Raw genomic sequence first — 13726 nt, forward strand, 5'->3', positions numbered from 1 at the left:
ACCGGGGTTCTGCGTGCCTGCTATCAGCGCAGCGATTATCCCTCGTCCTTCTTCAATCGCGACGGTGATCTGGAGAAGCATTGGGGGCCGGGGTTGAGCCTCGGTTACGAACAGCGCCTCTGGAACAACCGCATCGCGCTCTACCATCGTCAACTGAGTTTCACCGCCGTCAACGGTACCGGCCAAGATCTCTTGTTCACCTGGACCGGGGTGAGCGTAACCTTGGACGGAGGGTTCGTCGGCGCCATGGAATATCAGATCGTATACGACAGCAGGCCGTCCGATCAGGCTCTCACCACCGATACCACGCTGCTCCTCAAACTCGGATATCAATGGCAATGACGCAAGACCCGAAGCCTGTCGCACCGAGATCGATCGAGGGATTCCAGCTCGCCCTGGATGCCGGCAAGCTTTGGCTCGAGCACAACGCCTTTAGCCATGCCGGCGCCTTGGCCTTCTTTACGCTGTTCTCCCTCGCACCCACCGTCGTCATCGTCGCCGCGGTCTTGGGCCTGGTGCTGGGGGAGAGTGCGGCCCAAGGCGAGATTGCCGCCCGGCTGCAGGACGCCATCGGGGTCGGCGCGGCTCAAGCGATCGAGCACGCGGTCTTGATGTCGCGGGTGGAGACGACGGGCTTGATGCCGACCTTACTCGGGATCGGTGCTGTCGTGGTCGGTGCAACCACGGTCTTCACCCAGTTGCGCTTCTCGCTCAACACCATCTGGGGTGTCAGACCCAACCCCGAAAGCAGCGGTTTGTTGCGCATGGCCATGACGCGAATCCTGGCCTTGTTCGTGGTGCTTTTGATCGGCCTGGCGTTGTTGCTCTACAGCGTGATCAGCACAGCGCTGAGCGCGATCGCGCCGTACCTGGACCTGTCGTTGCCGGGCCTGGAGCTGTTGTGGATCGGCGGTCAATCGGCGATCGCGCTGCTGATCGCGACGGCCTTCATCGCAACCCTGTTCAAGGTGCTGCCGGACGTGATCCTCTCCTGGCGGGACGTGATGATCGGCGCTATCGTCACCGCGCTGATGTTCGCAATCGGGCGCTACGGCATGACCCTGTTTCTCGCACACACCGCGAAGGTGACAACCTTCGGTGCGGCGGCCTCACTGGTGGTCGTCCTGTTCTGGGTCTATTTCTCGGCGCTGATTTTCTTGCTTGGCGCGGCCTTCACGCGCATCCATCTCCATGCGCGCGGCAAGCCCGTCGTCCCCCGTAAATCGGCGGTCAGGGTTACGCAGGAATTCGTTCGGCAATCGCCTTGAACCGCGTGCAGAGCGATATGCGTCATTTTCGAGTGAGTTCGACGTTTGGTGCATCCACAACCCTAAGCCGACGCGGTTCAAAATGATATATTTTTTAATATCTTAAACCGCGCCAGCGCCGACGGTCGTCGGAGCTGGCACGGCGAAGCCATTCCTGCAAATGACACATACCGCACCGGGCGCGGTTTAAGCGCAACCGCGAGTCGATATGGCACAGACCCAATCCGCGTCCGGTGATGCGACTCGAACCTCCGACCCGCGCGCGCCCGAGCGGATCGTCTTTGCGGTCGAGAGCCTGGTCAAAACCTACGTCATGGGCGAGGTCGAGATCCAAGCCCTGCGCGGCGTCGACATCGCGCTTTATGCCGGCGAGCTGGTGGTCATGCTCGGGGCATCGGGTTCGGGCAAATCCACCTTGCTGAATATCCTCGGCGGACTCGACCGCGCGTCCGGCGGCCAGGTCCGCTATCTCGACCAAGACCTGACACGGGCCGACGACAAAGCCTTGACCGCCTTCCGCCGGCAGCACGTCGGCTTCGTCTTCCAGTTCTACAACCTCATCTCCAGCCTAACCGCCCGCGAGAACGTCGCCATCGTCACCGAGATCAGCCCCGATCCCATGACCCCGGAAGACGCCCTTGCCCTGGTCGGGCTCGAAGACCGTCTGGACCACTTCCCCTCCCAACTCTCCGGCGGCGAGCAACAGCGCGTGGCCATCGCCCGCGCTGTCGCCAAGCGGCCGACCGTGCTGCTCTGCGACGAGCCCACCGGCGCCTTGGACTCCAAGACAGGTATCCGCGTCTTGCAGGTCATCCAGCAGATCAACCGGGATCTCGGCACGACCACGGCCGTCATCACACACAACGCAGTGATCGCCGACATGGCCGACCGCGTGATTCGCTTGGCCGATGGACGCGTGCAGGAGGTTCAGGTCAACGCGAGTCGCAGGGATCCCGTCGAGTTGGATTGGTGATCTAAACCGCTGATCTAAAACGCATCCCCTCGTGTATGCGGGGCTGGAGCCGATCTCGGGCCCGTGCCGATCAACGATTGTCGGCTTCGATGCGTTTTAGATGTTCTTTTTTTGGGGTGTGATTTTCGCTGATTCTGCGCCTTGCACCCTGCGTAGATACCCGCATTTGCACCGCCAGTGCAGCGATTGGCTATCGCCGCCGCGGCGGCTCAACGACCGGGGTTGAGGGCCGGTAATGCAGCGCGTTTGATTCGCGATACGCGACTCTTGCGCGGGCGAAGCCCCGCGCCGCGGCCGACCTGCCGTATGAAGTCGCGCTTCCATCGCGAGAAGTCGAGATCCTGTCGGCCGTAGAGCGCGGCGTCCAGCTCCTGCATCAGCCGGGTCAAGGTTGCCGGGTCCGCGTGCGGACGTAAGCTCAGGATGAGTCGGGTGAGGTTGGGCTGAGTCGCCTCGCCTTGGAAGCGCAGCCGGCTGCGGGCATCCGCTTCGAAGCGGTCGCACCAGTCGACGGGGTCCGATGCGCGATTGGCGTGGCGCACGCACATCAGGAATCGGCTGCTCGGCGGGAGTGCTGCGGCCACGGCGGCGTGCATGCGCGCGACCAGCGGTTCGGGTCGCAGGCGACGGGTGAGGCGACTCCAGCGGTTGACGATCATGGAACCGAATCCTCGGAGTCCGACGATCAGCCCTGCCGCGGGCCGGACTCGCGCTCGATCTGTCGACTGCGGTTTGGTGGCATAGAAGACGCCGCCCCAATACCCCGCGATCAGCAGCAGAAGCCCCGTCAGCGGGAGCCAGACGAGGCCCCAGTCCTCCGCGGTCATGACGGAGGAGGGCATGCCGAAGGGGCCGCTCTCTCCGCCGATGCTCAAGGTGCGCATCGGCAGACTCGTGACCTTTCGGGTGCCCGAGTCGGTGTTCCACCAGGCGACACCGATCTCGGGAAGGGTCAGTCGACCGGCGGATTGAGGGACCAGGGTGTAGTACTCGGTCCGGCGTGCGACCAAATCACGGCGGTCCGCCGAGAGACCGCTTTCCGTGAGCACTTGCTCGCGATAGACGCGGTGATCCGGTCCGGCGAGCTGGTCTTCCAGGCTCGGCAACTGAGCCGCCGTGCCTCCCGTGGCGACAAGCTCCAACGCCAGCGTGACGGGCTGCCCGGGGACCAAAGTGGTTTCGCGATCGATGTCGGCCTTGAGACTTAATGATCTCAAGGGCAACCAGGGCGTCACCGCGCTCATGGCCGGTCGAACCTGAAGGCGAATCGGGCGGTCGGTCACCGACTCGAAGCGCTGCATGCCGCCGCCGGGGCGTCGAACGGTTCCCGTCACCTTGATGGGTGGAATCTCGATAGCGCCCGGCCGCAAAGGGATCAGGGTCAAGATGAAGGTGTTGACGATCTCGCGTCGGCCTCCCTCGGCAGCGCGGGATTCCGGCGTCGGTCCGTCCAGACGCTGGATGAGTGCGTCACCGGTCGCCGGAAGAGCGAGTGTCGCTTCGCCGGGGTTCTCCGAGGTGATCAGCCGAAGACGCAGCAGCAGGGGTTGCTGCACATAGGGCTCCGGCTCGCCGAGCGTCGCTTCGAGCCGAGGCGGCGATGCTTGCGGTTGGGCCCCATAGTGCCCCGGATAGTGCCCCGGATATTGCCCCGGCATCTGCCCTGGCATTTGGCCCGGGAACTGACCATAACCGGGTGCCGGCATCTGGCCCGGAGGATAGGCCGGTGGAGCAGCCTGCGGATAGGCCGGCGGGGTGCCTTGCGCATGGGTCGGGGGCTGGGGGCGGAACTGCCAGGCTCCGGCCTGCGGCGGGGGTTGGCCGTAGGGTCCCTGCGGCTGGAAGGACTGTTGTCCCGGATGACCGTAGGGCCAGGCGCTCGCCGCTTGTCCGAACAACCCCAGCATGAACCCCAGGATCAGGACCATTGACGGACCCGGCCCCGGAATCATCAGACCGGATAGCCTGGTCGGACACCGCGGGCGATCGGTGCGTATCACCACGGCCGATTCTCCAGGATGGGCGCACCCGTCGTCTGCATCCAACGCAGCTCCTCGAGGCGATACTGATTGCGGATCAAGAGTGACGGGTCGCCCTCCACCTGCTTGAGCCGCTGCTCCATCACGGCCATGCCTGCACCCAGGGCGGGTGAGCCGTCGATTGCGCCGCGTTCCTCCGTCGCATCTTCGCCTAATTGATCGCCGGGCCGGTCGCCGAGTTGATCGAAACGCTCTGCAGCCTCGGGTTGGGCCTCGGTGCCGAGCGTCTCGGGTGGTTTCACCTCTGCCGGAGCGGGCGGCCCCGGACGGGGTGTCCGGCCGGTGGCGTCGTCGGTGCCACCGTCTTCGCGGTCGGGCTGGCTCGGGTCCGAGCCCGGGGCGTCTGCGCTATCCGGCTCTGCTGAATCCGGCTCCTTGCCGTTGTCGTCGGGTGATTCGGGCTCGCCGCGACTCGGGTCACGCCCGTCCTTCGCTTCGTCTCCGGATGTTTCATCTCGGGGTGATTTGTCCCGCGGTGCTTGCGTCGGAGCCTCCTCGCCGTCGGCGGACTCGTCCTCTTGCAGTGTCGCGGAGGGGGCAGTCGATGGCTTGGACTCGGAGTTGTCCTCGCCGGAGGTGCCCTTGGGCGTAGTCCGGTCTCCGGCGTCGCCTCGATCGCTGTCGCTCTCGGTTTGATCGGACTCGCCGGTATCCGAGTCGGTTACGCTGTCCGCTGCCGTGCCGGTCCGATCCGATTCATCCGCGCCGCGTGCGTCGCTGGAGTCACCCTGCGCCTCGCCATCGTTGGGTTCGGATGTGTCGCTGCCTTGCCCTTGACCGGCCTCGTCGCCTTCACCCTCGGTTTGCGACGCGCTTTGCTGGCCCGAGCCGTCGGAGGATTGATCCTGAGAGCCGCTGTCCTCGCCTTGCTCGTCGCCGGAGTCCTCGCCTTCGGATTCTTGTTGCTGCTCCGAGCCTTCTTGTTGTTCGGCTTGCTGTTGCTGCTCCCCCTGCTGCTGGTCGTCTTCTGATGTCTGCTCATCCTCGGACTGCTGCTGCGACGTTTGCTGCTCCTGTTGCTCTTCTTGTGATGCCTGATCCCGTTCTTCGGTGCTCTGTGTCGGATCCTCACCATCCTCTTGCTCCGAGGCGTCCCGAAACTGCTCCTGCTCGAGCCTCGCCAAAGCGGCTCGGGTGACGGCAAGATTATGGGCCGCATCCGTGTGGCTCGGATCCTCGCGCAGGACCGATTCGTAAGCCGTCGCGGCGCCCGCATAGTCGCCGCGCTTGAAGCGGGTGTTGCCGAGGTTGTAGCGGGCCGATTGGCTTTCCTTGCCGTGCTCGGCCTCGCCGAAGGCGTGTTCGGCCTCGTCGAGCCGCCCCGCTCGGTAGAGCGCGACGCCTTGCCGATAGGGATCGGAGAATGACTTGGCGGCGGCGTCGAAATCGCCGGCCTGATAGGTTTCCAATGCCTCCTGCTCGGAGGTCTTGAACCATCCGGCGAACGCTGGATACGGCAGGCAGAAGGCGAGCATGAGGAGGACTGCGGCGGAGCGCGAAAAAACACCGTGGCGCAGGATCGGCGTGGTGCTCATGAGGACGTCCTCCGCCGCCGAATCGGCGCGCGGAACCGGCTCAGCAGAAGCAACATGACGAGAACGACCGGGATCCAATAGCGCTCGTTCCACACCCGGGTGCGCTCGTCGCTCGATTGCGGCGGCAGGCGCGAGACCGAGACGGCACGCAGGATGGCGTCCGAGTCGGCATCACGATAGTCGGCAATCCGATGGATGCCGGCCCCGGCGTCCGCCAGACGTGCCAAGAGTGCTGAATCGAGCGAGGAGCGGATCGGCTCGCCGCTGAGGTCTCGGATGAATCCGCCGGCCGGTCCCGGCACCAAACCACCCTCGGCCGTTCCGATGCCCAGCGTGTGGATGCGAATCCCTCGAGATGCCAGCACCGCGAACTGCTCGGGGAGGTCGGGCTCCTCGAAGTCGCCGTCCGAGATCAAGAGGATCGAGCGTGCGCTGTCCTCGGGGAGACCCGCCAGGAGCAGCTCGGCGCGCATGAGCGCCGCGCCCACACGGCTGCCCTGCAGGCTCGGGTCGGCAAGGTCGCTCGAGAGAGCGGGCAGGGCGTTCAGGATCGTCTGGGTGTCTTCGGTGATCGGCGAGATGACGTGCGGCACGGTGGCGAAGACGATCAGGCCAAGACGCGCCTCGCGGTTCTTGCGAATCAGATCGCTGATCTCGTGGCGGGCGCGTCCGAGGCGGTTCGGAGTGACGTCGGTAACCTGCATGGAACGCGAGATGTCGAGCAGGATCAACAGGTTGTTTCCTGGATGGAAGAGCCGGACGTCGGTAGCGTCCCAGCGCGGGCCGGCCATCGCTGTGAGGACGAGCGCCCACAAGAGCGCCCAGCTCAAATAGCGGCCCCAGCGCTCGGTGGTGCGCAGATCGCGCGTCCCGGTCAGGTGCGGCAGCAGATGCGGATCGGCATAGCGGTGCAGCGGGCCTTCGGCCGCGCGCGCGGCGCTGCGCTTGAGCCAGTAGGCGACCGGGAGCACGGCCAAGAGGCCGAGAAACCAGAGTGGTTGCTCGAAGTGAAAGCCGCCGTCAAACACCTGCGGTCCTCCCGACGAAGCGCTTGCGACCTTCGGGGAAGAGACCGAGGCCGAGCAGCGCGAGCAGGGCGAGTCCGAGCGGCCAGCGGTAGAGCGGCTGAGGCAGGTAGGCGGTGCGGGTCTCCGCTTCGGTCTTCTCGAGCTGGTCGATGCGCGCCGAGATCTCCTCGAGCGCGCGGGTGTCGGTCGCGCGGAAATAGGCCCCGCCGGTCAGCTCCGCGATCTCCTCGAGGGCGCCTTCGTCCATCGTCAGATCGTCGCGATACCGCACCACGCCCTCTTCGAGGATCGGGATGCTCGCCTGCTTGCTGCCGACGCCGATCACGTAGACGCGCACGCCGTTCTGTCGGGCCACCATTGCCGCCTCGCTCGGTGCGAAACGTCCGGCATTGTTGTCCCCGTCGGCGATCACGATCATGACCCGCGACCCCTCGGGACGCTCGCGCAGCTTGACCACACCGAGCGCGATGGCGTCGCCCAGCGCGGTCGCCGGGCCGGCAATGCTCGGGACGATCCCGTCGAGGAGCTGACGCACGGCCAGTCGGTCCAGGCTTAGGGGCGAGAGCACGAACGCCTGGCTGCCGAAGACCACCAAACCGACGCGATCGCCGCTGCGACCCTCGATAAAGCGGCCCATGACCCCGCGCACCACACTCATGCGGTTGACCGGACGGCCCTCGACCGTGAAATCCAGCGCCTCCATCGAGTGCGAGGCATCGACCGTGATCATGACGTCGTAACCCGGCGTGCTGATCTCGGTGTAGGGCGTCAGCCACTGAGGGCGCATCAGCGCAAAGACCAGCGCAATCCAGAGCAGATAGAGCAAGGCCCGATAGAGCCAGCCGGTGAGCTGCAGACCGGGGCGTCGCGCCGTAAAGGCGGCTTGGAGTGCGGCGATCTGCGGGTGCAGCAAGGTGACACGCTGACCTTCGAGCGTCGCCGCGTTTGGATCCTGTCCGCGCTCGGGCCAAAGCCAAGGCAGGAGGAGCGGCAACGGAAAGAGGAGTGCGGCCCAGGGCCAATGAAACTCAAACATGGCGGATCTCACCCACGGGCGTTCCCCCGCGCTCCGAGCCACGGCACGCGCCGGGTCAGGCTCTGGATCGCGCGTTGCCTCAGGCCGTGGCGCCGACCCTGCGGCGCATCCCGGACCTCGACCCAGGCGAGCGCCGCGTCGATCAGGGCCAGGAGATCCTTCATGCCGACGCGGCTGCGCAGTGCGCCGGCCGGTGCATAGGGCGCGTCGATCAGGATGCGACCGCGCTCGTGCCAGTGGAAGCCGTTCGGGTCGTGCGCGGCGAGCCAATCGAGCCAGGCGGTCCCGACGAGACCCGCGCAGGCCGGGCGCCCGAGTCGCGCCATGGCGATGCGGCGCAGCAGCTCGGAGAGCTCTCCGAGTGTCTGTTTGGGGTCCTGCCCCTTGCCGGCGCGGCGTCTGAGATCGCGGAGCGCGGCTGCGGCCTCCCAACGCCAACTGCCCAGCGTGATGCCCGGGATGGGGATGCGCAGACTGATCCGGGCACGCGCGCGCCACACCAAGAGGGCAAACAGCGTTAGGGCGATCGCCAACAACCACCAGCCGGGGGCCGGCGGCCACCAGGGGATGGGCGGGATGCCGTGGATATCACGCAGCATCGCGATGGGCGGGGAGGGGGCGAGGATCGGGTCCATCACACCGCCCGCGAGCGCGCCCGCTGCTCCAAGGCGCGGATCAGGCTGAGATGGATCTCGGCGTCGGTCCGCACCGGGAGCAGGATGATCCCCAGGCGATGGACAACCGCCTGGAGCAGGGCGCGTCGCTCCTCCCATGCCTCGCGATAGCTGCGCCTGGCCTGCGGGTCGTCGGTGTCGACCTCGATCAGGGTGCCGTCGGTGCCGGTGAAGGTGGTGATGCCCATCGTCGGGATCTCCCAATCCGCCGGGTCGTCGACCGGGATCAGTGCGACCGAGTTGCGTTGCCCCAGATCACCGAGGATCGCCTCCAACCCCATGGCATCGCGGTTGAGATCGGCAATGACGAAGACCAGGGAGCCGGTGGGTAGCCCCGAGGTCGCCCGCCGAAGCGCACCGCCGAGACAGTCGATCGATGGATCCAGCTCGGCGCCGGGCACGGTCAGGGCGCGCAGCAGTTGCCAGAGCGCGCGGCGACCGCGCGAGGGGCGAAAGTGCTGAAGTCCGGTGGATGGATCGCCGAAGACCAGTCCGCCGACCCGGTCGTTGAGCCGACTCGCTGCCCAGCCGATGAGAGCCGCTGCGCGGGCCGCCTGCACGGACTTGAAGGTCCCGCGCGTGCCGAAGGCCATGTGCGGACCCTTGTCGACACAGAGCACGACCGAGCGTTCGCGCTCCTCGCGGAAGATCTTCATGTGCGGCTCGTTGGTGCGGGCCGTCACCTTCCAATCCATATACCGAATGTCGTCGCCCTCGCGGTACTCGCGCACCTCCTCGAAGTTGACGCCGGCCCCGCGGAAGACCGACGCATAGAGCCCGGCGAAGGTCGAGTTGACGAGATGGTGGGAGGGCAGCCCGAGCGTATGGGCCTGGTGGCGCAGCTCCAGCAGGTCGTCGAGTCGGGGATAGAGACTCATCGTACGGCGGCCGATGTCAGGGGATGGCCACCAGGGTCAGGAGTCGGTTCACGAAGACGTCCGTAGTCACCCCCTCGGCCTCGGCCTCGAAGGTCAGCAGCAGACGATGGCGCAGGATCTCGGGGACGACGGCCTGGATATGGTGCGGTGCGACGAAGTCGTCGCCGTCGAGCCAAGCCCGCGCGCGGGAGCAGCGGGCGACCGCGATACTGGCGCGCGGCGAGGCACCGAACCGGCACCAGCGCCCCAAATCGGAGTCGTAGAGCTTAGGCTGGCGGGTCGCCTGCACCAGGTCGACGATATAGCTGTGCAGCTTCGGATCCAGGTAGAGGGTTGCGACGTCGCGGCGCATGGCGAAGAGATCGGCTTGACTCAGACGCTCGACCGGGGCGGTCTCCGGCTCCTTCTGTTGTCGGGCGTCGAGTTCGAGGATCATCAGCTCTTCGTCGCGGCTGGGGTAGGTCACGACGGCCTGCATCAGGAAGCGGTCGAGCTGCGCCTCGGGCAGATGATAGGTGCCTTCCTGCTCCACCGGGTTTTGGGTCGCCAGCACCATGAAGAGCTTGGGCAGCGGATAGGTCTTGAGACCGACCGTGATCTGGTGCTCGGCCATCGACTCCAGCAAGGCCGATTGGACCTTGGCCGGTGCGCGGTTGACCTCGTCGGCGAGCAGGATGTTGTGGAAGAGCGGGCCGGGTCGGAACTCGAACTCGCCCTTTTCGTGCCGATAGATATCGGTGCCGATGAGGTCCGAGGGCAAGAGATCCGGGGTGAACTGGATGCGGTGAAAGTCGCCCTGCAGCGCATCGGCCAGGGCCTTCACCGCGGTGGTTTTGGCCAGACCCGGCATGCCCTCGACCAAGAGATGCCCGTCGCTCAGCAGGCAGATCAGCATGCTGTCGATGAAGGATGCTTGTCCGATGATGCGGGAGGCGATGTGGTCGCGAACGGGCTTGAGATCGCTTGGCGTCATGCTCTTTTACGTCGTGTCCGGGTGGCTGACTGCTTGAGAAGGGGGCCGTCGCCGATTCTTCCGATCGGTCGCGTCCGGCCGCTTATGCTGTGCCTTTTCCGGGGCAAGTGCAAGCCTCGTCCGGACCAGCGGGCTTGCTCGATTTATCAGTATATTCAGATGTTTTCATCCGATCGCGTGCCGCCTCGACTCACGTCGGATCATGCGCTTGCGGTGGCGATGTCCGTCCGTCGACTCCACGGCGCCGGGACGTCGTGCAAGCCTTGACAAACCGGTTGTACACATGGGTTCGGAGCGCCTTCTCACCGAGTCAATGATCTCCGAGGTCTTTGGGTGCAGATCGTTCACGAAACGTCAATCCATTGTTTTAAAATCGCATATTTGAGGCGATCAAGATCTGACCGATCTGTTTTCGCCTGAGCAACCGCACGCCTTCGGGCGCCTTGATCAGAGATTCTACACAGACTTATCCACAGGTTCTGTTGGCATCTCCGAAATGCCTACTGATGCGGATGTGTTGCCGCGCAGTTGCGAGTGCGGGGCGGAGGTGTTGCGGCTAAGTTGCGAAAAGTGAGGGGCCCCGGGTCGCGTCGCCGCGGCTCGACCGGCCGACGTGTCGGGTGGCGGACCGGTGCGATCCCGCAAGCGTCCCCGTCGCAGCCGAAGCGGCGGACCGATCAGGCCGGTTGGGTTTGCGGTCGCGGCGGCTGATGACCGAGCTGCGCGGAGAGACGCTCGGCGGCCTCGATGAGATCCGCGGTCCACTCGAGACGGCGGCGCTCGATCGGTGCGGAGACCGACAGCCCTGCGCTCACGTTGCCCGTGCTGTCGTAGAGCAGAACGCCGATGCAGCCGACATCGAGCTCGGCCTCCTCGTTGTCCAAGGCGTATCCTTGTTCCAGCGACTCGCGGCATTCGGCGAGTAGGCGGGGGAGGGTGCTCACGCTGTTGCGGGTGTAGGCGGGCAGATTGGTGCGTGCGGCATAGGCCCGGATCGCCTCCTCGCCGGCGGCACCCAGCATCAGCTTGCCGACTGCAGTGACGTGCAGCGGGGCACGCGAGCCAACCAGTTGCTGCACGTGGATCATCCGGTTCGGCGTCGCCTTCTCGATGTAGACCACGGCGTCGCCCTCGCGGATGGTCAGGTTCACCGTCTCGCCCAGGCGATCCCGCAGCGACTCCATCACGGGTCGGGCGATGGCGCGGACATCGACGTTGGCGTGCAGTCTCACACCCAATTGCAGCAACCGCAGCCCGAGACGGTAACGCCCGACCGCGTCTTTCTCGACGAACCGGTTCTGGATCAGCGATGCCAGGATGCGATGCGCGGTCGAGGCATGAAGCCCCGTCTCGGCAGCCAGAATCTTGAGACTCACCGGCTCGGAATAACGGGCGATGGCGTCCAGGAGGGCGGCGGCGCGGTCGATGACCTGGATGTGGGCTTGGATGTGATCGGGTTTGGATTGATCGATCATGGTCGGCTCAATCCAAGGTCTCGACAGCGAAGCCGACCACCTGTCGGCGCTCGCGGCTGAATTCCACGCCGATCAGGTGGATGGGCTGGCCGTCCGCGCGGTATTTGTCCGCGTAGCCGCGCTCCTTGATCTGTTGCAAAGCCCGGCCCTCCGGCTCCAATTCGACCACCTTGAACTCGAACAGATAGACCTGCCCGTTGAAGCGCAGGGCCAGATCCAGCCGGCCGGCGTGGCTGCTTTCCTCAGGGGTCAGATCCAATCCGAGTGCGGCGAAATAGGCATAGAAAACGCTCGCGTAATAGCCCTCGTAGCGGGCGATCGGGTTGTTGCGATACCAATCGTTGGGGATGCTCGCGAAGAAGGCGGTGAAGAGCCGCTCCAGTCCGGCAAAGTCATTGGCCAGCAGCAGGCGATGAAGCGATTTGCGATGTTGGACCTCGGTCTGGTCGGGCGGCGTCCATGCGCTGAGCAAGGCGCCGTTGAGGCTCTGGTAGACCTCGCGATTGGGATAGCGCAGTTGATAGAAATAGGTGCCGCTGATCTCCTCCTCGCGCTCGATGGTGAGATAGCCGCTCTGGAAGAGCAGCGCCTCGGTCGCGATGCGGTCGACCTCGAAGGCGGAGAGCAGTGTGGCGTCGGTCTCCATGTGGCCGAGCCGGGGGAGCCAGGTCTCGCGTTCGGTGAGCAGGTCCACGAGAAAGGTCGGGGTGCCGGTCTCGAACCACCAAGGGCGGAACTGGCGCTCCTTAAACAGCAACAGCACATCGAAGGGGTTGTAGACGGCCTCGCCGGTCCAGTTGTAGCCGTTGTACCAGAGTCGGATCCGCTCGCGGTTCAACCCCTCAAGCTCCGGGGCGAAGATACAGTCCAGGTCCGCCTCCGTATAGCCGCAGATGGCCGAATACTCGCGTGACAGGGTGATATCGCGCAGATTGTTGAGCCCCGAGAAGAGGCTGACCTTGCTGAATTTGCTGACCCCGGTCAGAAAGGCGAAGCGAATATGGGCGTCGGAATCCTTGATCACCGAGTAGAGGTTACGCAGCTCGTCGCGCAGCTGACGGGCGAGCTCCGGGTGAGCGAGATTGTCGAGGATCGGCTTGTCGTATTCGTCGACGAGGACCACCACGCGCCGCTCCTGCCCGGCCTCGCGGATCAGACGGGCGAAACGCCCGGACAAGGTCCGCCCGTCCGCATTGATGCCGAGCCTCCGAGCGTTCTCGTCGAGCAGATCTTGGATCTTGCCCTCGAGTTCATCGGGTGACCGGATCACCCCGCCGCCGAAGCTCAATCGGATAACCGGATAGCGCGTCGTCCAATCCCAGTGGTCATGGATGTGAAGGCCGCGAAACAAGGGCTCGTTGCCCGCGAACAGCTCGCCCAGCGTGTCGAGAAAGAGCGATTTGCCGAAGCGTCGCGGGCGCGAGAGGAAGTAATATTTGCCCTCGCCGATCAGACGCCGAGCAAAATCGGTCTTGTCGACATAATAGTGGTCACCGTCGCGGATCTCGCGAAAGGTCTGGATGCCGATGGGCAGGATCTTCCGGGTCATGGCATGGGTCTGAACGGCGTGGGGACATCCCGGGATTGTAGACCCTGGCGAGCATGCGACGAACCCGAGGCACGGAAACACCGGCGGCCTCGGCCGGCTTTGCTCGAAAGACAGGCCGACCGCTCTGACCAGGGAGCGGGCCGGGTTTATGGGCACGACCCCCTGGCCGAACGCCCTAGCCTTGCCGTTTCTCGGGAGGTCACGACATGAGCACCGGTGCACAGTCATCATCGATCGAATGAACCATATTTCGACGCGGACCGCCGACTGCACGCGGACCCTTTCGATCATCCAAGGA

General features: G+C 65.1%; 12 protein-coding genes. 3 read left to right on the forward strand and 9 right to left on the reverse strand.

Annotated features, from left to right (window positions below; genetic code table 11):
* The first annotated feature begins 93 nt into the window (after nt 1-93).
* The 3 genes from BDD21_RS16245 to BDD21_RS16255 all read left to right on the forward strand — a co-directional run bounded on the left by BDD21_RS16245 (nt 94) and on the right by BDD21_RS16255 (nt 2241).
* The gene (locus BDD21_RS16245) at nt 94-342 is read left to right on the forward strand and encodes a DUF481 domain-containing protein (RefSeq protein WP_245969645.1); all 249 of its coding nucleotides are present in this window, start codon (nt 94-96) and stop codon (nt 340-342) included.
* Nucleotides 339-1268: a YihY/virulence factor BrkB family protein gene (locus BDD21_RS16250; RefSeq protein WP_245969647.1), complete on the forward strand. Its 930-nt coding sequence runs from the start codon at nt 339-341 to the stop codon at nt 1266-1268. Before BDD21_RS16245 ends, BDD21_RS16250 begins: the two co-directional genes overlap by 4 nt.
* A gap of 313 nt (nt 1269-1581) precedes the next feature.
* A complete protein-coding gene (locus tag BDD21_RS16255) occupies nt 1582-2241 on the forward strand; it encodes an ABC transporter ATP-binding protein (RefSeq protein ID WP_245969931.1) in 660 nt (219 codons plus the stop codon).
* Nucleotides 2242-2450: 209 nt separating this feature from the next.
* On the opposite strand, the gene BDD21_RS16260 is transcribed toward BDD21_RS16255, so the two are convergent.
* From BDD21_RS16260 to BDD21_RS16300, 9 genes are all read right to left on the reverse strand, one after another.
* Nucleotides 2451-4169: a BatD family protein gene (locus tag BDD21_RS16260; protein WP_170164783.1), complete on the reverse strand. Its 1719-nt coding sequence runs from the start codon at nt 4167-4169 to the stop codon at nt 2451-2453.
* A 68-nt stretch (nt 4170-4237) separates the two neighbouring features.
* The gene (locus BDD21_RS16265; RefSeq protein WP_120798031.1) at nt 4238-5815 is read right to left on the reverse strand and encodes a tetratricopeptide repeat protein; all 1578 of its coding nucleotides are present in this window, start codon (nt 5813-5815) and stop codon (nt 4238-4240) included.
* Nucleotides 5812-6843 (reverse strand): VWA domain-containing protein, encoded by a 1032-nt coding sequence (locus BDD21_RS16270; protein ID WP_120798032.1) that lies wholly within the window; start codon nt 6841-6843, stop codon nt 5812-5814. The genes BDD21_RS16265 and BDD21_RS16270 overlap by 4 nt, the downstream gene beginning before the upstream one ends.
* Nucleotides 6836-7879 carry a VWA domain-containing protein gene (locus tag BDD21_RS16275; RefSeq protein WP_120798033.1) on the reverse strand — a complete coding sequence of 348 codons (1044 nt, stop codon included), beginning with the start codon at nt 7877-7879 and terminating at the stop codon, nt 6836-6838. Before BDD21_RS16275 ends, BDD21_RS16270 begins: the two co-directional genes overlap by 8 nt.
* A gap of 8 nt (nt 7880-7887) precedes the next feature.
* Nucleotides 7888-8514, reverse strand: coding sequence for a DUF4381 domain-containing protein (locus BDD21_RS16280; RefSeq protein WP_120798034.1), 627 nt, complete (start codon nt 8512-8514; stop codon nt 7888-7890).
* Nucleotides 8514-9431, reverse strand: a complete 918-nt coding sequence (locus BDD21_RS16285) for a DUF58 domain-containing protein (RefSeq protein ID WP_120798035.1) — start codon at nt 9429-9431, stop codon at nt 8514-8516. The genes BDD21_RS16280 and BDD21_RS16285 overlap by 1 nt, the downstream gene beginning before the upstream one ends.
* Nucleotides 9432-9447: 16 nt before the next feature.
* Nucleotides 9448-10404, reverse strand: a complete 957-nt coding sequence (locus BDD21_RS16290) for an AAA family ATPase (RefSeq protein ID WP_120798036.1) — start codon at nt 10402-10404, stop codon at nt 9448-9450.
* A 677-nt stretch (nt 10405-11081) separates the two neighbouring features.
* Entirely contained in the window at nt 11082-11879 is a 798-nt protein-coding gene (locus tag BDD21_RS16295; protein ID WP_120798037.1) for an IclR family transcriptional regulator, read from the reverse strand.
* Nucleotides 11880-11886: 7 nt separating this feature from the next.
* Nucleotides 11887-13428, reverse strand: a complete 1542-nt coding sequence (locus BDD21_RS16300; RefSeq protein WP_120798038.1) for an ATP-binding protein — start codon at nt 13426-13428, stop codon at nt 11887-11889.
* Nucleotides 13429-13726: the final 298 nt, after the last annotated feature.

The organism is Thiocapsa rosea, from assembly GCF_003634315.1.
GTDB lineage: Bacteria > Pseudomonadota > Gammaproteobacteria > Chromatiales > Chromatiaceae > Thiocapsa > Thiocapsa rosea.

Excerpts from the sequence above, each read along its gene's own strand:
- BDD21_RS16250 (WP_245969647.1), top strand. The coding sequence starts at position 339 with ATGACGCAAGACCCGAAGCCTGTCGCACCGAGATCGATCGAGGGATTC.
- BDD21_RS16255 (WP_245969931.1), top strand. The coding sequence starts at position 1,582 with ATGGGCGAGGTCGAGATCCAAGCCCTGCGCGGCGTCGACATCGCGCTT.
- BDD21_RS16260 (WP_170164783.1), bottom strand. The coding sequence starts at position 4,169 with ATGGTCCTGATCCTGGGGTTCATGCTGGGGTTGTTCGGACAAGCGGCG.
- BDD21_RS16265 (WP_120798031.1), bottom strand. The coding sequence starts at position 5,815 with ATGAGCACCACGCCGATCCTGCGCCACGGTGTTTTTTCGCGCTCCGCC.
- BDD21_RS16275 (WP_120798033.1), bottom strand. The coding sequence starts at position 7,879 with ATGTTTGAGTTTCATTGGCCCTGGGCCGCACTCCTCTTTCCGTTGCCG.
- BDD21_RS16280 (WP_120798034.1), bottom strand. The coding sequence starts at position 8,514 with ATGGACCCGATCCTCGCCCCCTCCCCGCCCATCGCGATGCTGCGTGAT.
- BDD21_RS16285 (WP_120798035.1), bottom strand. The coding sequence starts at position 9,431 with ATGAGTCTCTATCCCCGACTCGACGACCTGCTGGAGCTGCGCCACCAG.
- BDD21_RS16290 (WP_120798036.1), bottom strand. The coding sequence starts at position 10,404 with ATGACGCCAAGCGATCTCAAGCCCGTTCGCGACCACATCGCCTCCCGC.
- BDD21_RS16295 (WP_120798037.1), bottom strand. The coding sequence starts at position 11,879 with ATGATCGATCAATCCAAACCCGATCACATCCAAGCCCACATCCAGGTC.
- BDD21_RS16300 (WP_120798038.1), bottom strand. The coding sequence starts at position 13,428 with ATGACCCGGAAGATCCTGCCCATCGGCATCCAGACCTTTCGCGAGATC.